This window comes from Spirosoma sp. 209, assembly GCF_002006735.1.
Classification (GTDB): domain Bacteria; phylum Bacteroidota; class Bacteroidia; order Cytophagales; family Spirosomataceae; genus Spirosoma; species Spirosoma sordidisoli.
The window spans coordinates 230,493-251,066 of the sequence record NZ_MVEC01000009.1 but is presented as its reverse complement, the minus strand read 5'-3'; the positions used below and the strand labels follow the sequence as shown (position 1 = coordinate 251,066).

Annotated in this window: 13 protein-coding genes; 10 read left to right on the top strand and 3 right to left on the bottom strand. The window is 59.1% G+C overall.

Annotated elements, in window-relative coordinates; all coding sequences use genetic code 11:
* The first annotated feature begins 1 nt into the window (after nucleotide 1).
* From B1C80_RS16340 to B1C80_RS16315, 6 genes are all read left to right on the top strand, one after another.
* Nucleotides 2-2,242, top strand: coding sequence for a xanthine dehydrogenase family protein molybdopterin-binding subunit (locus tag B1C80_RS16340; protein ID WP_077922255.1), 2,241 nt, complete (start codon nucleotides 2-4; stop codon nucleotides 2,240-2,242).
* Between the two features lie 178 nt (nucleotides 2,243-2,420).
* A complete protein-coding gene (locus tag B1C80_RS16335) occupies nucleotides 2,421-2,993 on the top strand; it encodes a sugar O-acetyltransferase (protein WP_077922254.1) in 573 nt (190 codons plus the stop codon).
* 223 nt (nucleotides 2,994-3,216) lie between these two features.
* Complete coding sequence (locus B1C80_RS16330; RefSeq protein ID WP_077922253.1) at nucleotides 3,217-5,601, top strand: DUF11 domain-containing protein; 2,385 nt, start codon at nucleotides 3,217-3,219, stop codon at nucleotides 5,599-5,601.
* 129 nt (nucleotides 5,602-5,730) lie between these two features.
* On the top strand, nucleotides 5,731-8,478 hold the full coding sequence (locus B1C80_RS16325; protein WP_077922252.1) for a DUF1553 domain-containing protein: 2,748 nt from the start codon (nucleotides 5,731-5,733) through the stop codon (nucleotides 8,476-8,478).
* Entirely contained in the window at nucleotides 8,478-9,983 is a 1,506-nt protein-coding gene (locus tag B1C80_RS16320) for a DUF1501 domain-containing protein (protein WP_077922251.1), read from the top strand. The genes B1C80_RS16325 and B1C80_RS16320 overlap by 1 nt, the downstream gene beginning before the upstream one ends.
* Nucleotides 9,984-10,000: 17 nt before the next feature.
* Nucleotides 10,001-10,690 carry an alpha/beta fold hydrolase gene (locus B1C80_RS16315; protein ID WP_236648810.1) on the top strand — a complete coding sequence of 230 codons (690 nt, stop codon included), beginning with the start codon at nucleotides 10,001-10,003 and terminating at the stop codon, nucleotides 10,688-10,690.
* An 18-nt stretch (nucleotides 10,691-10,708) separates the two neighbouring features.
* Here the strand turns inward: B1C80_RS16315 and gatC are convergent, their stop codons facing one another.
* From gatC to purH, 3 genes are all read right to left on the bottom strand, one after another.
* Nucleotides 10,709-10,996: an Asp-tRNA(Asn)/Glu-tRNA(Gln) amidotransferase subunit GatC gene (gatC, locus tag B1C80_RS16310; RefSeq protein WP_077922250.1), complete on the bottom strand. Its 288-nt coding sequence runs from the start codon at nucleotides 10,994-10,996 to the stop codon at nucleotides 10,709-10,711.
* A 139-nt stretch (nucleotides 10,997-11,135) separates the two neighbouring features.
* Complete coding sequence (locus tag B1C80_RS16305; protein WP_077922249.1) at nucleotides 11,136-11,867, bottom strand: 1-acyl-sn-glycerol-3-phosphate acyltransferase; 732 nt, start codon at nucleotides 11,865-11,867, stop codon at nucleotides 11,136-11,138.
* A gap of 57 nt (nucleotides 11,868-11,924) precedes the next feature.
* Nucleotides 11,925-13,475, bottom strand: a complete 1,551-nt coding sequence (gene purH, locus B1C80_RS16300) for a bifunctional phosphoribosylaminoimidazolecarboxamide formyltransferase/IMP cyclohydrolase (protein ID WP_077922248.1) — start codon at nucleotides 13,473-13,475, stop codon at nucleotides 11,925-11,927.
* A 148-nt stretch (nucleotides 13,476-13,623) separates the two neighbouring features.
* Here purH and B1C80_RS16295 point away from each other — a divergent pair, with 148 nt between their 5' ends.
* The 4 genes from B1C80_RS16295 to B1C80_RS16280 all read left to right on the top strand — a co-directional run bounded on the left by B1C80_RS16295 (nucleotide 13,624) and on the right by B1C80_RS16280 (nucleotide 20,518).
* The gene (locus B1C80_RS16295) at nucleotides 13,624-15,198 is read left to right on the top strand and encodes an oligosaccharide flippase family protein (protein WP_077922247.1); all 1,575 of its coding nucleotides are present in this window, start codon (nucleotides 13,624-13,626) and stop codon (nucleotides 15,196-15,198) included.
* 135 nt (nucleotides 15,199-15,333) lie between these two features.
* Nucleotides 15,334-18,939 (top strand): VCBS repeat-containing protein, encoded by a 3,606-nt coding sequence (locus B1C80_RS16290; protein ID WP_077922482.1) that lies wholly within the window; start codon nucleotides 15,334-15,336, stop codon nucleotides 18,937-18,939.
* Between the two features lie 99 nt (nucleotides 18,940-19,038).
* The gene (locus tag B1C80_RS16285) at nucleotides 19,039-19,833 is read left to right on the top strand and encodes a nicotinamidase (RefSeq protein ID WP_077922246.1); all 795 of its coding nucleotides are present in this window, start codon (nucleotides 19,039-19,041) and stop codon (nucleotides 19,831-19,833) included.
* A gap of 55 nt (nucleotides 19,834-19,888) precedes the next feature.
* Nucleotides 19,889-20,518 (top strand): LON peptidase substrate-binding domain-containing protein, encoded by a 630-nt coding sequence (locus tag B1C80_RS16280; protein ID WP_077922245.1) that lies wholly within the window; start codon nucleotides 19,889-19,891, stop codon nucleotides 20,516-20,518.
* Nucleotides 20,519-20,574 lie beyond the last annotated feature (56 nt).

Sequence of the window (20,574 nt, the reverse complement as noted above, 5' to 3'; positions counted from 1 at the left end):
TATGACAAAAGACACAAAAAATCCGCCCATCGACCGGGTCGATGGGCGGTTGAAAGTGACCGGCGGGGCCAATTACTTTGCTGATTTTGAGCTGCCCAACATGGCCTACTGCGTATTGGTCGGCAGCGAGGTTGGCCGGGGCACGATTACCAGCCTCGACACTAAAAAAGCACAGGGCGCACCGGGCGTCCTCGGCGTGTTCACGCATCAGAATATGCCTCCCATTCCGGGTTGGGATGCACCCGTTGGCGGAGAGGCCGACGGACCGGCCCCCAAGCCCAAGAGAGAGGAGACCTACCGAATTCTGAGCAGCCCTAAAATCCTGTTCGACGGGCAACCCATCGCCATCGTGGTGGCCGACAGTTTCGAGCGGGCCACCTATGCCGCTTCGCTTGTCAAGGCAACTTACAACAAACAGGCAGCCCGTACCGAACTGGAAAAGCACCTGTCGGAGGGCGTTGCCCCGAAGGGCGCCGATGGCGGCAATTATTTACGGGGCAAAGCCGATGCCTATCAGTCGGCTCCTGTCAGGCTGGAAGCCAATTATACCATACCCATTGAAGTGCACAACCCGATGGAATTACATGGTATTCTGGCTCACTGGACAGCCTCCGACAAGCTAATGATTTACGCCAAAACGCAGGGCGTTAACGCCACGCAGCAGGCGATGGCCCAGGCGTTCAAACTCGACCCGAAGAATATTCACGTGCATACCGAATTCATGGGTGGTGGCTTCGGCATGGGCCTGCGTACGTGGCCGCAGGAAACGGCAGTGGTGGCGGTGGCCCGGAAAATTGGTCGTCCGTTGAAGCTGGTGGTTACCCGTTCGCAGATGTTTACGCTGGTGGGCCACCGCCCTTATACCGTGCAGACCATCAACATGGGTGCCGACACGAACGGGAAGCTGGTTGGTCTTGCCCACGCAGCAACCGCCGAAACGGCCAGCTACGAAGACTTCACGGAAGCGACCGTCAACATGACCAAATTTATGTACGACTGCCCGAACGTGAGCACCCGCTACCGCATCGTGCGGCTCGACCGGAGCGTACCTATCTGGATGCGCGGACCGGGCGAAGCTACGGGCGCGTTTGCCCTCGAATCGGCGATGGATGAAATGGCCCATAAGCTGAACCTCGACCCCATCGAGTTCCGGCTACGCAACTATACCGAAACCGATCCCGAACACAACCGGCCTTATTCGAGCAAAAATCTCAAAGAAGCGTATCAGCGCGGGGCCGACGCTATTGGCTGGAGTAACCGGAAGAACGAGCCGGGTAGCCAGCGGGAAGGCGACTGGTTGATTGGCTACGGCATGAGCACGGGCGTGTTTAGCGCCTTCCGCTGGGAAGCTTCGGCCAGGGCCTTGCTCAAAGCCGATAGCTCCCTGACGATACAAAGCGCCGTGACCGACATTGGCCCGGGAACCGGAACGGCCCTGACCATAATTGCCCATAACGTGCTGGGCGTGCCGCTCAATCAGATCAAGGTCGAGTATGGCGACACCTCGCTGCCCAAAGCGCCCACGCAGGGCGGTTCGGCCATTGTATCGGCGGTAGGCTCGGCGGTGTTCGACGCCTGCACAGCGGTTAAAAAACAACTGACCGAACTGGCCATCAAAGAAGGTGGATCGCTGGCAGGTCGTCAGGCCGATGAGCTGATCATAGCCGACGGTGTGCTGTCGGTGGAGAAAGAACCCCGTAAAAAAGTAGCCCTGAGCGAGCTGATGCGAGCGAATAACCTGACGGTGATCGACAAAAGTGCTGACTCGAAAGGTGGGTCGGAGCAGAGTAAGTATTCGATGTACTCGTTCTCGGTGCATTTCGTGCAGGTACGTGTCAACCCACTGACGGGGGTTGTGCGCGTTTCCAAAGCCGTCAGCGTGGCCGATTCGGGGCGCATTGTGAGCCCCAAAACGGCGGCCAGCCAGATGATCGGTGGCGTGGCCGGCGGCATTGGTATGGCGCTAACGGAAGAAGCCAGTATTGACCACCGGTTTGGCCGATTCGTGAACAACAACCTGGGCGATTATCACGTAGCCGTGCATGCCGACGTACCGGCCATCGAAACGATCATGATCGATAAGCCCGACCCGATCATCAATCCGATGGGTGCCAAAGGCATGGGTGAAATCGCGCTGATCGGCTTTGCCGGAGCGGTAGCCAATGCAGTTTTTAACGCTACTGGCCAACGCGTACGTGACTTGCCGATTACTCCGGATAAACTCCTGAGAAAGCTGACGTAGAATAAACAGAGTGGATCAACTTACCCTTTTATCAAACTGACTGTTTTGGTCCTGCTGATGAAGGAAGCACTGTCGATCGTCTGCGTCGAGATGCTTTCTTCGTCAGCAGGACCAAAAAGAGAATACGGTAAGGTCAGTTAGGCGCACTGCTCTATGTTGTTCACATTGTTCGAGTAATATGTCTCTTGAAGCTAGTACCGATATTTTTGGCCGCCTGCAGGCCGGAGAACCGCTTCGCAAAGACGATCCTGACTATGCCCGCTTTGGCGAAGTCGTGGCGCGGACCATCCGGTTATGCGTTACCATGAACGCGACGGCAACCGATACCGATCAGGTACGTTCCCAACTGGGTGAGATCATCGGCGTGGATATCGACCCATCGACGACGATATTCCCACCCTTTCACACCAATTTCGGTCGGTTTATTCGGTTGGGTAAAAACATCTTCATCAACCATGCCTGCTCGTTTCTGGATATTGGCGGCATTATCATCGAAGACGACGTACAGATTGGACCAAGGGTAAACCTGACCTCCGAAAATCATCCGCTGGACCCGGCCGACCGAACAACGCTGATTCCGCGGCCAGTTGTGATCAAACGCAACGCCTGGATCGGGGCGGGGGCCACCATCCTGCCGGGCGTTACCGTCGGCGAAAACGCCATCGTGGCTGCGGGTGCCGTAGTCAGTCGTGATGTGCCGCCTAACACGGTGGTGGCGGGGGTGCCAGCCAGGGTGGTTAAGTCGTTGTGAGGTAGAGTAGCAATCCTTCAAAACGCAGAATGACGCGTGGATGTCAAAGGGTAAGGTCAAGCTACTGATCCGGCCCTTTGGCCTCTGTACTCGTTCGGCGAAACACCTACCTTCTGTTTGAAGAACCGGCCGACCCGAACGCGGTAAAGTAAGGCAGGCCCGAAGCCTGAACTGGAGAACCGACGTTACTTTTTCTATCTTCGCGGTATATTAGTATGCCGTCATGTGTAGCCGTTTGCTTTGGCTGCTGTTGTTACTCAGCAGTCCGGTTTTGTCGATTGCCCAGCTTCAGATCAATCATCCTATGGCGAGGCTGGTCATACAGCGCGGAAACGATGGCAACGGGCGGCTATACGTGTCGGGACAAGTACGGGGGCAGGCCGACCGGATCGAGGCCCGGCTAACGCCCGTTGTGGCGGGGCAGGGCACCGAAACCGCCTGGCAACCGGTTCAGACCAACCCGGTCAATGGCGTATTTCTGGGCTACATTACCGGAACGGGCGGCTGGTATACGCTCTCGGTTCGGGCCATTGTCAGCAATACCGTCAGCAGTGAGGCTACCGTGCAGCCCGTCGGCATCGGCGAAGTGTTCGTAACGGCCGGACAATCTAACTCGCGCGGGCTGGGGATCGGCGATAACGATCTCGGCACGGCTACCGACCGCGTCAACGCCATCGACTCCATCAACCATTACTACCCGCCCAGTCCTCAGCCGCTGCTATCGTCGGGCGATCCGATGCCGGTTCCGGTCTATAAAGCCCTGACCGCCGGCCGGCGTATTTTCCCGATGGCCGAAAGCTCGTGGGGCTGGGGCGAACTGGGCGACTATATCGTGAACCGGTATAACGTGCCGGTCGCTTTCTACGTAGCTGGCTGGGATGGCTCAACGATCGACAACTGGGACAAAACGGCCCGGGGCATACCCACCTGCAACGCGTATTTCTGCAACGAAAACTGGCAGAACCTGCAACCCTACACCAACCTGAAAAATGTACTTCAGTATTACGCATCGATGGCGGGCATCCGGGCCGTACTCTGGCACCAGGGCGAGGCTGAAGGCGATGTAGCGCGGGATCAGATTCCGCAGTATGCCTCTATACTACGATCGGTCATCGAGAAGGCGAGGCAGGATTATGGAAGTCGTAGTATGGCCTGGGTGGTGGCGCGGGCGTCGTATAACGGACAGGTAACGACCCCCGCCGTCGTGTCGCAGCAGGAAGCGGTCATTGCTACGCCGGGTTTCAACGTATTTCAGGGGCCGCTGAACGACACAATCCAGAACCGGAACGGTGGTGATACGGATGTTCATTTTGCCAACGCGCTCCGGCCCTCGGTTCATCCGCAGTATTACCTCGATCCGAACAGCATTCCGGTCAATATGGGGCTGTCGCGCTTTGCCCGCAACTGGAATAACAGCCTCAGCAGCAGCTTTTTTCAGACCGCCCAGCCCATCACGCCCGAGGTGTTTGCTGCTACCGGAACGCTGGCCGAGTACGTGCTGCCCGCCGATAGTCTGCGCGTTACGTTTGTGACCTCCGGTACGTTTGGCAGCGGGAACCAGTGGCAGGTGCAGCTCCTCGATTCGCTGGGTCGCTACAAAGCCACCCTCGGGAGCGGCTCGGCCAGCCCGGTTCGGGTGAAGCTGCCTGCCGACTATCAGAGTGGCCGGTACCGGGTTCGGGTTGTGTCGAGTGCGCCCGTCATGCCGGCGGTACCGTCGAACCTGTTCCGGATTACCAGCCAGATTCCGGCTGCCGATCTGAGCCTGTCCGCATCGGTCGACCAGCGGACGCCGGGGCTGAACGAACCCGTTACCCTCTCGCTGACGGTGCGGAACCAGGGCCCGGCCGCAGCCACCGACATTCTGGTACGGGATCGGCTGCCCGACAACCTGGCGGTGGTATCCGTGCCATCGTCCATGACCAGCAGCGGAAGCGTCGTGTCCGGAACGATTGACCGCCTGGAAGCCGGTACTCAGGGCACCTTTACGTTTACGGTCAAACCAACCGCTACCGGTTTTTACCGAAACTCCGCCGAGATTGCCCAGGTTACCCAGCTCGACCCCGACAGTCAGCCCAACTCCGGCACCGGCGACGGGCAGGACGATGCGACCGGGCTTGACTTCAGAACCGCGCAAACGGGCGCGGGCGTCTTCGTGTCACCCAATCCCAACCAGGTGCCGCTGCCCGCTGTGCAAAGCAACCAGCCCACGCCCGACCCCGCCCGGGCCGACCTGAGCCTGCGCGTGGCGGTCAGCAACCGAACCCCGCGGCTCAACGAGGTCATTTCGTTTTCCATTACGCTCACCAATACCGGCGGCTCAATGGCCACTGGTGTGAACGTGATGGCGTACCTGCCGACTGACCTGTCATTCGTGCCGGGCGATGATCTGGCGCCGGGCGGGGGTGGGCTGTCGGGAGGTATCAGTAGCCTGGCGGCTGGAGCCAGCCACGTCTTTCGGTTCTCGGCGCGGGCTGTTTCGGCGGGGCGCGGTGTCTGCACCACTCAACTGACGGCATCCGGTCAGGCCGACCCGGACTCGACTCCCAATAACGGCACTACCAACGGCGAAGACGACACCGCCCAAGTCGACATTCGGGTTCAGTGAACGGCTGATACTGAACGGTTATTGACCGGATTTGGTTAAATTTGAACTCACCGACGATTAAATTGGAGTAAAACCGATTGCTTTTCCTTTTATATAGGGAAAGAAGACAGTTGCATCTGTACGAAACGTATGAGAGCGAATTGGATCGTATTGGGAGTAGCCGGCATTGGCGGGGCGTTGGTTTTATCGTCGTTTCTCGGCGTGTTCGAAAGCCGCGTCGATTATAACACGCAGGTCAAGCCGCTGCTGAACAAAAACTGCATTGCCTGCCATGGCGGGGTAAAAAAAGCATCGGATTTTTCGCTTCTGTTCAGACACGAAGCCGTAGCGCCGGCCAAGTCAGGCAAGCCTGCCATTATTCCGGGCGATGCCGATGCCAGCGAGATGATCCGCCGGCTGACGCTGGCCGAAGATGACGACGAGCGTATGCCGCTCGACCACCCGCCCCTCAAACCTGACGAAATCGATCTGCTCCGCAAATGGATCGACCAGGGAGCCGAATGGGGCGATCACTGGGCCTACCAGCGCGTCGAAAAACCCGATGTACCCGCTATCGGTACGTTCTGGTCGCGGCTGGGGCTGGGCGGCAGCGATGAAACCAGCTGGGCCAAAAACGAAATCGACCATTTTATTCTTGATAAACTCCGCGACGAAGGGCTCAAACCCATGCCCGAGGCCGACCGGGCTACGCTGATCCGGCGGGTAACCCTCGACCTGACGGGTTTGCCGCCCACGCAGCAGGAAGTGGCCGCCTTCCAGAACGATCCATCCCCGACGGCTTACGAAAAAGTAGTTGACCGGCTGCTGGCATCACCCGCATACGGCGAACGCTGGACCGGCATGTGGCTCGACCTGGCCCGTTATGCCGATACCAAAGGCTACGAACGCGATCCGGGCCGTAAAATCTGGCGCTACCGCGATTACCTCATCAACGCCTTCAACGCCGACAAACCCTATAACCTGTTCCTGACCGAGCAGCTGGCCGGTGACCTGATGCCGAAGGCGTCGGATGAGCAGTTTATTGCTACGGGTTTCCATCGCAACACGATGACCAATGATGAGGGCGGCACCCAGGACGAGGAGTTTCGGGTAGCGGCCGTCATTGACCGGGTCAATACCACCTGGGACGTGTTTCAGGGTACCACCTTTGCCTGTATCCAGTGCCACAGCCATCCCTACGACCCGTTTACCCACGACGAATATTACAAGTACCTCGCTTTCTTTAACAACACCCGCGACGAAGACGTGACGAGCGAAACGCCGACGCTCCGGTTTTACCAGGGTGCCGATTCGGCCGAAGCGGTGGCGCTGAAACAGTGGCTGCGTACCCACGTATCGGCCCGTACCGAATCGATTCACGAGCGGTTTCTGCGGACCATGGAGCCCAAGTTCAACTCGCACGATATCAAACAGCTAATGAATGCGTCGCTGCTCGATGCCAAGTACTTCGGCGCGCAGGATAAAGGCGTGGGCCAGCTGGACAAGGTGACGCTGACGGGCCAGAACCGGCTCCTGATTGCCTGGGGCACCAAAGAAACCGGCGCCACCCTGACCATCCGGCAGGACGGACCTAACGGGCCGGTGCTGCTGACCCAGCCGGTGCCGAAGACGGGTAGTGAATGGAAAGATACCATCCAGATTTTCGCGCTGCCGGCGGTAACGGGTCAGCACAGCCTGCACCTGTCGTTCAGTAACCCGAAGCATCCGAAAAACTGGACCATGATCAAATGGGTGGCCTTTCAGCAGGCGCTGCCCGATCTGCAACAGGAGAAACGGTACCTGGCCCTGCTCAACAAAGACCCTGAACAAACGCCGATCATGCTCGACGGTTCGGGAGATCTGGCGCGGCCCACGCACATTTTTGACCGGGGTAACTGGCTGGTGAAAGGCAAGCGGGTTACGCCCGATGTGCCGAAATCGTTTCCGGCTATGGACCCCAAACTACCCCGCAACCGGCTGGGCCTGGCTGCCTGGATGACCAGCCGCGACCATCCGCTGACGGCCCGGGTGGCCGTTAACCGGTTCTGGGAGCAGCTCTTTGGAACGGGTATCGTTGAAACGGTAGAGGACATGGGTACCCAGGGCATACCGCCTACCCATCGCGAACTGCTCGACTATCTGGCGGCCGAGTTCATGGAAACCGACAGCTGGAGCGTGAAGAAGATGCTCAAACGCATGGTTACCTCGGCCACATACCGTCAGTATGCCAAAGCGACTCCCGAGCTGCTGGCCAAAGACCCGTTCAACAAACTGCTGGCCCGCGGCCCGCGGGTGCGGCTCTCGGCCGAGCAGGTGCGCGACCAGGCGCTGACGGTAAGTGGGCTCCTGAGCCGGAAAATGTACGGCCCCAGCGTTATGCCGGTTCAGCCCGAAGGCATCTGGCAGTCGCCCTACGACGGTGATACCTGGAAACAGAGCACCGGCGAGGACCTGCACCGGCGGGCTTTGTACACCTACTGGAAGCGCACGGCTCCGTATCCGTCGATGGTGACGTTCGATAGCCCCAGCCGGGAGTTCTGCCAGCTGCGTCGTCTGCGAACCAATACGCCCCTGCAGGCGCTGGTGACGCTCAACGACCCCGTCTACGTAGAAGCCGCCCAGAAACTGGCCGACTACATGCGCCTGCGCGGCCAAACGCCCGAGACTCAGATACAGGCCGGCTTTCGGCGGGTCATGCTGCGCGATCTGCCGCCCGCCAAGCTGGCCGTGCTGACCCGGCTCTACCGCAATACCGAACAGTACTACCGACAGAAGCCCGACGAGGCTCAAAAGCTGCTCGCCAAAGCCGACGGCGTACCGGTAACGCCCCAGCAGGCCGCGCTGACCGTAACGGCCAATACAATGTTGAACCTGGACGAAGTGATAACGAAGGAATAATGAACAAGCTCCTGCAAGAACTTCAGCACGCGGCTGCCCAACGCGAAACCCGGCGCCATTTTCTGCACACCTGCTCAACGGGGCTGGGCGCCATGGCCCTTAGCTCCGTGCTGGGAAGCTGCGGCTTTCTGGGCAAAGACAGTTCGGCAACGAACGAGGTGGGTGGGGCGCTGATGCCCGACGGATCGGCTACGGCGCCACGCCCGTCGGCGTATCTGCCCAAAGCCAAACGCATCATTTATATCCACATGGCCGGTTCGCCCAGCCAGCTGGAACTGTTCGATTACAAGCCCGAGCTGGCCAAATACAACGGAAAAGACTGTCCGCAGGAGTTGCTCGAAGGCAAGAAGTTCGCGTTTATCCGGGGTGTTCCCAAAATGCTGGGGCCGCAGGGTAAGTTCGCGCAGCACGGGCAGTCGGGGGCGTGGGTGTCGGATTATCTGCCGCATCTGCAGGGCGTTGTCGATGACATCACGTTCCTCAAAGCCATGCATACCGATCAGTTCAACCATGCCCCGGCGCAGCTGCTGATGCATACGGGCAGCGCGCGGCTGGGTCGGCCCAGCCTGGGCTCCTGGGTGACCTACGGGCTGGGTACGGAGAACGATAACCTGCCGGGCTATATCGTGCTGGCATCGGGCGGTAAACAGCCCGATGCGGGTAAGTCGGTCTGGGGCAGTGGGTTTCTGCCAACGGTCTACCAGGGGGTTCAGTGCCGCACCGACGGAGATCCGGTTCTTTATGCGTCAGATCCGTCGGGTATCAGCCGCGACGTGCGAAAGCAAACGATCGATGCCATCAGCCAGATCAACCAGCAGCAGTACGACGAGGTGAAAGACCCCGAAATTCTGACCCGTATTGCGCAGTATGAGCTGGCCTTCCGGATGCAGATGTCGGTGCCCGATGCAATGGACATCAAGAGTGAGCCGCAGTATATTCTGGATAGCTACGGTGTAAACCCGGCGCAGGGGTCGTTTGCCCGCAATTGCCTGCTGGCCCGTCGGCTGGTGGAGCGCGGGGTTCGGTTTGTGCAGCTGTTCGACTGGGGCTGGGATACCCATGGCACCAGTGCCGATGGCGCCATCGAGATCGGCCTCAAAACAAAATGTAGAGAATCTGACCAGGCCGTGGCGGCCCTGTTGCGCGACCTGAAGCAGCGCGGCCTGCTCGACGAAACGCTGGTTGTCTGGGGGGGCGAGTTTGGCCGTACGCCGATGCAGGAGAACCGCGATGGGCAGGTGCTGCCCTTCATGGGCCGCGATCATCACCTCGATGCGTTTACGGTCTGGATGGCCGGTGGCGGGGTCAAAAAAGGATTCTCCTACGGCGAAACCGACGACATTGGCTACTACGGCGTAAAAGATAAAGTACACGTACATGACCTGCAGGCCACGATTCTGCATTTGCTCGGGTTCGATCATACCAAGCTAACCTTCCAGTTTCAGGGCCGGCCTTTCCGGCTGACCGATGTGGCCGGCAAAATTGTAAAGCCGATCCTGGCCTGACGCTGACTCGTTATCGTATGCGGAACCGCATCCTGCTGATTCACGGGTATGTTGAAGACCCTACTATTTTCGATACGCTGGTGCCGCTGCTGCCTCCGGCCGAGTACGTCCGTATCAACCTGGCCGACGAGTTCCAGCGCTGGCAACCGGCGGGGGCGGTGAACGTGCGGAAGCTGGCTCAGACCCTGATCGACCTGTACGAAATCAGGGCCGACGATGTAATCATTGGTCACTCGATGGGCGGCTGGGTGGCCATCAACATCAAGGAACTGAGCGGGGCTACGGTTATTCAGCTGGCGTCGTGGACGAACCAGAAAAAGATTCTGTTTCCGACCGATAATCTGACCATTCTGAAGCTGATGCTGAATACGGGCCTGACGCAGAGCCGGATGCTGACCCGCTTTTTCCGGAAGGCATACCCGTTTCAGGAGTCCCGTGCTTTATACGACCAGCTGCTCGAAGGCTCGACCACCATGGCGCGACTGTACGTCTGGCAGCAGCTGCAAACGCTCTTTGCGAAAGTGGCTCCGCTAAGGGTTCAGCCCGACCTGCGTATCCACGCCCGGCGTGATTCAATCGTCAGCCCGCCCGACGAGCCGTTTGTCGACGTGCCGGGCGATCATTTCTGCCTGGTTTTCCATGCCGAAGCGGTGGCCGAACCGATCCGGACCCTGCTGGCCAATCGATCCGGGATGGGAACAGCCTGACGGGTAGCCCTGACGGCGTTACTCCATCACCTTTGGCACCTCGAAGAACTGCCCGTTATGCTGGGGCGAGTTGGCCAGTGCCTGTTCGCGGGAGAGATGCTGGCCCACTACATCGTCGCGCAGGACGTTGACTTCGGGCGATATGTGCGTCAGGGGCTCAACGCCCGTAGTGTCTACCTCATTGAGTTGCTCCATCCAGGTCAGGACCCCGTTCATGCTGCTGAGCAGGGCTTCTTCTTCGTCCGGCCTTACTTCCAGCCGGGCCAGATGGGCAATCTTCTGCAATGTTTCTGAATCGACTTTCATACGGTTTCTTTTTTTGTAGAGACGCAATCTTTTGCGTCTCTCTGGCGTCAGCAACAACCCGGCTATAGACTTGACTGCTGATACAAAGGTTGCTGACGCGAATGAGACGCAATAGCCGGGCCGCCGGGCGGTTGCGTCTCTACGCGGGGATTTGTTTTTCTTTGGTCAGTTCGGCGTTGATGATGCGGTAGGTTTCCTGTTTCAGGCGCTCTACGTCGGTCTGTGTCATGCCTTTGGTATCGATGGGCGGGTGGATGACCGCTCGCAGGGGATGTCGGTACAGCCGGACTTTTGGTGTATCGGGCAGAATCTGGTGGTTATTCAGCAGCGAGATCGGTACAATGGGGACCTGCTGCTGAATGGCCATGATAAACGCGCCATCCTTAAACGATTCCATGGTGGGCGGATGCGCAGCACGGATACCTCCTTCCGGAAAAATCATGATGCTCCGTCCGCCCGCCAGCGTTCGGATGGATTTGGCCAGCGAGTAGGCCCGGCTGTTGGGTTGCGACCGATCGACCTGCACGTGTAGCTTGGCGAACATGTAGCCCAGCAGCGGAATGTGTTTCACCTCGCTCTTGCCAACAAACGCGAAGAAATTATCGACAACGACCCCCATGGCCGCAATGTCGATGTACGAAAAGTGATTGGCGCAAAAGACATAGGTGCCCCGCGGGTCGGGCCTGAACCGATGCTCGATCCGCACCGGAATGCCGGCTCCGAAAAAGAATAGGCGTCCCCAGATGCGGTTTACCCGGTGGGCCAGCGGTTTCCAGGCCTCCCGCTGCAGAAAAAGAAACTGCAACGGAAATAGCAGCAGGTACAGCAGCACAAGGTAAACAGCGCAGTAAGCGGTGTAAAGCAGTTGCATAGCCGATGCGGGTAAGAGAAGACTGACGAAGCCGCGGGGCCTCGTCAGTCTGAACAATCAGTGTTTGAAGTGCCGCACACCCGTCACGACCATAGCCATGCCGTGCTCGTTGCAGTAATCGATCGAGTCCTGATCCCGGATAGAGCCGCCCGGTTGCACCACCGCCGTAATGCCGGCCTGGCTGGCAATTTCGACGCAGTCGGGGAAGGGGAAGAACGCATCCGACGCCATAACGGCCCCGTTCAGGTCGAACCCGAACGAACCGGCTTTCTCGATAGCCTGCCGCAGCGCATCGACCCGGGAGGTCTGTCCCACGCCACTCGCCAGCAACTGGTTTTCCTTGGCCAGCACGATCGTATTCGACTTGGTATGTTTGCAGATCTTGAGTGCAAACTCCAGGGCGCGTACTTCGCTCTCGGTGGGGGCTTTGTTGGTGGCGGTATTGAACTGAGCCGCTGTTTCGGTCTGGTTGTCCTTATCCTGTTCCAGCACCCCGTTCAGGATGGTTTTGAACATCACTGTCGGCAGCGCGATGGCATTCCGCTGAAGCAGAATCCGGTTCTTTTTCGACTTCAGGAGGTCGAGCGCTTCGGGTGCGTAGCCGGGGGCGATCAGGATTTCCATGAACAGCTTGTTGAGCTCTTCGGCGGTTTCCAGATCGACAGGTACGTTGGTGATGATTACGCCCCCAAAGGCCGATACCGGATCGCAGGAGAGGGCGTTGAGGTAGGCTTGCTTCGGGGTGTCGGCCGTGGCGACTCCGCAGGCGTTGGTATGTTTGATGATGGCAAAAGCCGCCGACGGGTCGGTAAACTCATCGATCAGCTGCACGCAGGCGTCGACATCGACCAGGTTATTGTAGGATAGCTCTTTGCCGTGCAGTTTCGTGAAGAGCGCTTCCAGATCGCCGTAGAAGGTAGCCTGCTGGTGCGGGTTCTCGCCGTAGCGCAGATGGCTGGCCGACAGGCTCCTGAAATCATAGATCGTTTCGTTGATCGAGGGGTCGCCGGTGCTGTCTGTCTCGTCGGCGCTGAAATAAGCCTGAATGGCCGTGTCGTAGTGCGACGTGACCGCAAAGGCCTGGCGCGCATACTGCCGCCGATCGGCCAGGTCGGTATGGCCTTTTTTCTCCGTCAGCAGCGTGACCACATCGGCATACTGATCGCGCGACGACACGATCAGCACATCGTTATGGTTTTTGGCAGCCGCCCGAATCAGCGAGATACCGCCGATGTCGATTTTCTCGATCACATCCTCGTCTGACGCGCCCGACGCCACGGTTTCCTCGAACGGGTACAGGTCAACCACGACCAGATCGATGGGCGGTATGCGGTGCCGCTCGGCCTGGGCCAGATCTTCGGGCAGTTCGCGCCGGTAGAGGATACCCCCCATAACGGCAGGATGCAGCGTTTTGACCCGACCACCAAAGATCGACGGGTAGCCGGTCAGGTCTTCAACCGCCGTAACGGGAATGCCGAGTTGTTCGATGAACGTCTGGGTGCCGCCCGTTGAATAGAGTTTGACGTTCTGCTCGTGTAACAACCGGACGAGGGGCTCGAGCCCGTCTTTGTAATAGACGGAAATCAGCGCGGAAGAGATAGATTTCATTAATGCACAATGAATAATGTACCATGAATAATGAAATGAACCCAAAGCGTATGACACACGGGTCATGATACATTATTCATTCAACTGACAAAGATAGCCAAACGCCGTAACTTTGTCGGACCCCTTTCCTAATCGGGGTCCGTTCTGAATGAGTGCCTTTAAAAAATTAGCGGGTGATACGGCCCTGTATGGCATCAGTACAATTTTGGGTCGCCTGCTCAATTACGTGCTGGTTCCGATCCAGACCTACGCCTTCGCCCAGCCCAAGCAGCTATCGTCCAACGTCGAATTTTATGGCTATATCGCGCTGTTGCTGGTCTTTTACACCTTCGGACTCGATACGGCTTTTTTTCGGTTTGCGGCCCGCTCCAAAGGCGACGATAAAGCGAGCCGGGTGGCCGATACGTTCAGCCAGACGCTGAGCCTGGTGCTGGTTATTACCGGCACGATGACGGCGCTGCTGCTTTACCTGGCACCCCAGATTACGGTCTGGCTCGACTACCCCGGTCAGACCACCTTCATTCGCTGGTCGGCGCTGATCATTGCCATCGATGCCATCATGGCCATTCCGTTTGCGCGGCTGCGGGTCGAGAACAAAGCCCGTCAGTTCGTCTGGGCCCGTATGCTGAATATCGGCCTGGTGGTGCTGCTCAACGTGTTTTTTCTGGTTATCTGCCCCGATATCGACCGGGGGCGCTACCTCAGCGGACTGCAGCCGTTTATCCGGCTCTTCTACGATCCGGCGGTTGGTCCGGGCTATATATTCCTGGCCAACCTGCTTGGCAATGCGTTTTATTTCGTGCTGCTGCGCGATGCGTTTAAGGGGTTCCGTTTCCAGCTCGACAGCGAGCGTATCCGAACGCTGTCCATCTACGCCTATCCGATTATGCTGACGGGGCTGGCCAACGTGGTCAACGGCCTGACCGACCGGCTTTTTCTGCGTCACTACCTGCCCGAAGGCCTGTACCGCGGCCTCGACGGGGCTCTACTGACCAACGAAGATGTGCTGGGGATTTACGGCAACTGTTTCAAGCTGTCGGTTTTTATGGCCCTGGCTACCCAGTCGTTCCGGTTTGCGGCCGATCCGTTCTTTTTCTCCCGGGCCGAGGATAAAAACGCGCCCGATCTGCTGGCGCGGGTTACCAAGTGGTTCACCATCGTCTGCGTGCTGATCTGGGTGGGGGTGAGCCTGAACGTCGACGTGCTGGGGCGGCTCATGCTCTCTCCGCAGTATCGGCTGGGGCTTAACATCGTGCCGCTGCTGCTGCTGGCCAATCTGTTTCTGGGCGTTTACCAGAACATCAGCCTCTGGTTCAAACTAACCGACCAGACCCGCTTCGGCACGCTGATTACGGTGGTTGGCGCCACCATTACGGTGGTGGGTAATATCGTGCTGATTCCGGTAATGGGCTATATGGGCTGCGTACTGGCGTTTCTAACGTCGAGCCTGGTAATGCTGGTGCTGTGCTATGCGCTTGGTCAGAAGTACTATCCGGTGCCGTACGATGTGGGCTCGGCGCTGGGCTATATAGCCGGTGGTGGCCTGCTGATCTGGGCGTCGTGGCGGTTTCCGATCGATAATCTGTGGATTGGCGTACCGGTGCATCTGGCCCTGCTGGGTCTGTTTCTGGTAGGTATTCTTGTGGTGGAGCGCGATACGCTGCAGCCGGCGCTGGCCCGGCTTCGGCGGGGGCGGGTAAAGCCCGACCCTGGCCAGCCCTGACCCGTACCGGCCTTGTATGATGGTATCTTTATGAAAAAACAGGCCGATCGCCGATTGGGGTGTTTTTTTATGGGTAAATTGCAAGAGAATCTGACTAGCATACCACCAGGACAGATTCAGATTCGCATCAAACGCATGAAACGAATTGTAGGAAATGGCGCGTGGCTGGTACCGCTCGCGCTGCTGGCGCTGCTGACTGGCTGTAAAGACAAACCCCTGTTCGAGCGGCTCGACGCGGCTGATACGGGCATCACCTTCGCCAATACCATTACCGACAGTGATTCACTCAACATCCTGAATTATCAGTACATCTACAACGGCGGGGGCGTCGGCGTGGGCGACTTCAACGGCGATCAGAAACCCGACGTGTTCTTTGCCGGGAATCAGGTGCCGAGTAAGCTCTATCTCAACGATACCGAATCGGGTGGGGGCATACAATTCCGCGACGTGACCGAAACGGCGGGGGTGGGCGGCAGTGGCCGCTGGTGCTCGGGCGTGACGGTGGTCGATATCAACGCCGATGGCAGGCAGGATGTATACGTCTCGAATACGCTGCACAAACAGGCCGCCCGCCGGGCCAACCTGCTTTACGTGAACCAGGGAAACGACGCCAGCGGGGCGCCACGCTTCCGCGAGATGGCGGCCGACTACGGCATTGCCGACACGACCTATACGACCCACTCGGCTTTTTTCGACTACGACAACGACGGCGACCTGGACCTGTACGTGCTGGTCGACCAGATTTTCGACGAGAAGACTACGACCAACCTGCGCGAACAGAAAGCCGATGGTTCGTCGCCCAACGTTGACCGGCTGTACCGGAACATGACAACAGAACGGCAAAAAGGGCAGCAGGCCGCAGCGGGCCCGCTGTTCGTGGATGTGTCGCGGGAGGCCGGGATTCTGTACGAAGGCTTCGGGCTGGGCCTCAACATCTGCGACATCAACCGCGACGGCTGGAAAGATATCTATGTCACCAACGACTTCGCCACCAATGACCTGCTCTACGTCAACAACGGCAACGGCACCTTTACCAACCGCGCCCGCCAGTCGTTCAAGCATACCAGCTACTCGGCCATGGGTAACGACGTGGCCGACATCAACCACGATGGCCTGGCCGATATCGTAGCCATGGACATGCTGCCCGAAGATAACCTCCGGAAAAAGAGCCTCATGGGCGGCAGCAACTATTTCGTGTATCAGGAGTGGGACCGGCTGGGCTACGAACACCAGTATGCCCGCAATACGCTGCAGCTCAACCAGGGCGTTCGGCCCGGCTCGGCCGATACGGCTGGCGTGGGCCTCCCCACTTTCAGCGAGATCAGTATGCTGGCCGGTGTGGCCGAAACGGAGTGGAGCTGGTCTCCGCTGCTGGTCGATATGGACCACGACGGCAACCGCGACCTGCTGGTGACCAACGGCTTCCCGCGCGACGTGACCGACCGCGACTTCACCAACTACTACAGTGGCGTCAATAACCTGCTGACCGATGCCATGCGTCTGGACCTGACCGAGCGAATGCCCCAGGTAAAGGTGAGCAACTATGCGTTTCGGGGGCGGGGCGATGGTACGTTCGAGAACGTGACCGACCGCTGGGGTATGACCGAGCCGAGTTTCTCGAACGGCGCTGCCTATGCCGACTTCGACGGCGACGGCGACCTGGATTACGTGGTCAACAACATCAACGACCAGGCTTTCATCTACCGGAACAACCTAATTGACAGCAAACCCGAAAAAGCGCACTACCTGCGGATTCGGTTCGAAGGCGACGGGGCCAACCGGCTGGGGTTTGGTGCCATGGTCGAGTACGAACTGCCCGGCGGGCGCAAAGAGCTATACGAACATACGCCCTACCGGGGGTTTCTGTCGAGCGTTGAGCCGGTGGCGCACCTGGGCCTGGGCGAGGTTATGACCCTTAAAAACCTGAAAATAACCTGGCCCGGCGGGCGCGTGCAGGTGCTGCCCAGCGTCAACGCCGACCAGACCATTACTATCCGGGCTGCCGATGCGCGGGTAGGTGCACCCGGCGAAGCCACGCCCGCCCGCCCCACCTGGCTGCGCGATATTACCGACTCGCTGGCGCTGGCCTACCGGCACGACGAAGACGATTACATCGATTTCAACAGCCAGAAAACGCTGCTCCACAAGTTCTCCGAATACGGCCCTGCGCTGGCCGTGGGCGATGTCAACGGCGATGGCTTGCAGGATATGATTTCGGGCGGCAGCGCGGGTCGGTCGGCGGGCCTGCTGCTCCAGCAGGCTAACGGCCGGTTTGTGACGCAGACCCTGCCAGTCAAAGTGGCCGAAGATGCCGGGCTGCTGCTGTTCGACGCCGACGCCGACGGCGATCTGGATCTGTATGCCGCCAGTGGCAGTGTTGAGTTTCGGCCCGATCAGCAGGCCGAAGCGCTGCAACACCGCCTGTACCTGAACGACGGGCGCGGCACGTTCACGCTGGCTTCCAATGCGCTGCCTAAAACGGGCGTCAGCGGATCATGCGTCAAAGCCGCCGACTTCGATGGCGACGGTGACCTGGATCTGTTTGTGGGCGGGCGGGTCGAACCGAACCGGTACCCGGCGCCCGTGCGGAGTTTCCTGCTGCGCAACGACAGCGCCAAACCCGGCTCGGCGGGTGGGCCTTCGGTTGCCCGTTTTACCGACGTAACCACCCAGCTGGCCCCGGCCCTGGCCAAAGGCGGGCTGACCTGCGACGCGCTCTGGACCGACTACGATAACGACGGCCGGGTCGATCTGCTGGTGGTTGGCGAGTGGCAGGCCCCCGTCATGCTCAGGAACACCAACGGGCGGCTCGAACCCGTCGACGTGAAGGGCCTTTCCGACAAAACCGGCTTCTGGAATAGCCTGACCCCCGGCGATTTCGACAACGATGGCGATATCGACTACCTGGCCGGTAATCTGGGGCAGAATACCCTGCTGCGGGCCACCGACAAGCAACCCGTCCGGATGTATGCCGGTGATTTCGATAACAATGGCTTCTACGACGCCTTCACCTCGGTGTACTTCAAGAACCAGAAAGGCCAGTACGACGAGTATCCGTACTTCGGCTGGGACGATATGGTTCGGCAGATGATCGGTATCAAGAAGCGTTACGTGCAGTATGCGGCCCTGGGTCAGGCCACCATGAGCGAAGTTCTTACCGAAGACGAACGGTCGCAGGCGCTCAAACTGTCGGTAACCTATACGCCCAGCAGCTACATCGAAAATCAGGGCAACGGAACCTTCGCCGTTCGGCCGCTGCCGCTGATGGCGCAGACCGCGCCGGTCTTCGGCATGGTGGCGCAGGATATCGACGGCGATGGTAATCTGGATGCGGTGCTGGTGGGGAACGAACACGGCAGCGATCTGATAGCGGGCCGGATGGATGCCTTCAACGGACTGGTGCTGCGGGGCGATGGCAAAGGGGGATTCGTGCCCCTGACCATGCAGCAAAGTGGCCTTTACGTGCCCGGCAATGCCCGCGCCATCGTCAGCTGGCCCGATGCCGCGGGTCGCTGTCGGGTAGCGGTATCCCAGAACCGGGGGCTGATGCGCATCCTGGCCACCCGGAAGCCCCAGACGTTTGCCCCCGTTGATGCTCGGACCCGCGCGGTGGATGTCCGGCTGAAGAACGGCCGTACCCGGCGTGAGGAGTTACCCTTCGGATCGTCGTTCTATTCGCAGTCGGCGCGGGGCGTTTGGCTGCTCCCCGGCGAAACCATCGCGAAACGGTACACGTTTTAACGGTATCGACCGGCAGATTCGTCTTGCCCGTGGCTGTGTCTGCAGCGGGGCGGGGTAGCCAGGAAGGGTCTGCCCGGCCGCAAAACCAGCTTCGATCGTATGGGTAACGCCTTTCTTATCATCGATACGCAGATTGACTTCTGCCATCCCGACGGAGCGCTGTTCGTGCCGGGGGCAGATCGGGACGTTGAGCGGATGGCCGGACTGATTACGAACCATGCCGATCAGATCGATCATATTGTCGTAACGCTCGACACACACCACATACTCGACATTGCGCACCCGCTGTTCTGGCACGACGCCCGTGGTCAGCATCCGGCTCCGTTTACGCCGATCTCGGCCGCGGAGGTAGAGGCTGGCCGATGGATACCCCGGTTCGAAGCCGCGCGGGCGCGTCAGTACGTTCGGGATCTCGAAGCCGACGGGCAGTTTTCGCACTTCATCTGGCCCGAACATTGTCTGATCGGATCGCGGGGGGCGGCTCTGCACGATACGCTGCTCGATGCCCTCAAAAGCTGGTCCCGCCAGCGCGACCGCGACTATGTGGCCGTACCGAAAGGGCTCTACCCGCTCACCGAGCACTTCGGCATTTTCCGGGCGCAGGTGCCCGACCCCGCCGTGCCCGAAACCCAGCTCAACCTGGGGCTGATTGCCGACCTGGACCGGTTCGAGACGGTTTACCTGATGGGCGAGGCCAGGTCGCACTGCGTAGCCAACAGCCTGAAACAGCTGCTCGATTCGGCTCCGCACCTCGTTCCTAAACTGGTAGTGGTTACCGACTGCATGTCTGACGTAAGCGAGCTGGGCCACCTGGGCGAGCCGATCTACCGCGAAGCCCGGACGCGCGGGGTTCGGTTTGCCGAGTCGACGGCCCTTTTTCAGGCGCAGCGGTAGTTTTGAGCCCTCTCGGGATGGGGTATTTAGCGAAAACCCGTACCTTTTCGACGCTATGGAAAAAACGCTGCCGCTATTCCCGCTCAACCTGATCGTGTACCCGGGCGAAGACCTGAACCTGCACATTTTCGAACCACGCTATCGTCAACTCATCAACGAATGTCTGGAAGAAGAAAAAACGTTCGGCATCCCGGCATTTATCAATAACAAATTACCCGGCTACGGCACCGAGATGCACGTAACGACGCTGCACAAGCGCTACGACGACGGCCGGATGGACATAAAATCGAAAGGACTCAAGGTATTTCGGCTTATCAACTTCGAAAACCCCGTAGCTGGCAAGCTCTACGCGGGTGGCGAGGTGGAGCTGGTCGAGCCCGGCGATAGCTTCAGCGCCCATGCCGACGCGCTGACCCAGCGACTGGAACGCCTGTACGACCTGCTTCAGATTGAAACGGATTATGATTCGGTTGGCGAAAATTTCTCGTACCGCGTGGCGCACAAGGTCGGGCTGTCGGTCGAGCAGGAATACGAACTGCTGACGCTCGAAACCGAAGCCGAACGACAGCTCTTTCTGATTCAGCACCTCAACAATGTGCTGCCCGTGGTGGCCGATATGGAGCGTACCAAGCAACGAATCCGCATGAACGGCCACTTCAAAAACCTGGACCCGCTCAACTTCTGATTATACCCGGCTGAGTACCCGATCAGGGGTAAGCCTGGCTGTGCGGTGAGGGCTCT

What these genes read in the sequence shown, in the direction of transcription:
- B1C80_RS16340 (WP_077922255.1), top strand. Translation starts at nt 2, where the DNA reads ATGACAAAAGACACAAAAAATCCGCCCATCGACCGGGTCGATGGGCGG.
- B1C80_RS16335 (WP_077922254.1), top strand. Translation starts at nt 2,421, where the DNA reads ATGTCTCTTGAAGCTAGTACCGATATTTTTGGCCGCCTGCAGGCCGGA.
- B1C80_RS16330 (WP_077922253.1), top strand. Translation starts at nt 3,217, where the DNA reads ATGTGTAGCCGTTTGCTTTGGCTGCTGTTGTTACTCAGCAGTCCGGTT.
- B1C80_RS16325 (WP_077922252.1), top strand. Translation starts at nt 5,731, where the DNA reads ATGAGAGCGAATTGGATCGTATTGGGAGTAGCCGGCATTGGCGGGGCG.
- B1C80_RS16320 (WP_077922251.1), top strand. Translation starts at nt 8,478, where the DNA reads ATGAACAAGCTCCTGCAAGAACTTCAGCACGCGGCTGCCCAACGCGAA.
- B1C80_RS16315 (WP_236648810.1), top strand. Translation starts at nt 10,001, where the DNA reads ATGCGGAACCGCATCCTGCTGATTCACGGGTATGTTGAAGACCCTACT.
- gatC (WP_077922250.1), bottom strand. Translation starts at nt 10,996, where the DNA reads ATGAAAGTCGATTCAGAAACATTGCAGAAGATTGCCCATCTGGCCCGG.
- B1C80_RS16305 (WP_077922249.1), bottom strand. Translation starts at nt 11,867, where the DNA reads ATGCAACTGCTTTACACCGCTTACTGCGCTGTTTACCTTGTGCTGCTG.
- purH (WP_077922248.1), bottom strand. Translation starts at nt 13,475, where the DNA reads ATGAAATCTATCTCTTCCGCGCTGATTTCCGTCTATTACAAAGACGGG.
- B1C80_RS16295 (WP_077922247.1), top strand. Translation starts at nt 13,624, where the DNA reads ATGAGTGCCTTTAAAAAATTAGCGGGTGATACGGCCCTGTATGGCATC.
- B1C80_RS16290 (WP_077922482.1), top strand. Translation starts at nt 15,334, where the DNA reads ATGAAACGAATTGTAGGAAATGGCGCGTGGCTGGTACCGCTCGCGCTG.
- B1C80_RS16285 (WP_077922246.1), top strand. Translation starts at nt 19,039, where the DNA reads ATGGGTAACGCCTTTCTTATCATCGATACGCAGATTGACTTCTGCCAT.
- B1C80_RS16280 (WP_077922245.1), top strand. Translation starts at nt 19,889, where the DNA reads ATGGAAAAAACGCTGCCGCTATTCCCGCTCAACCTGATCGTGTACCCG.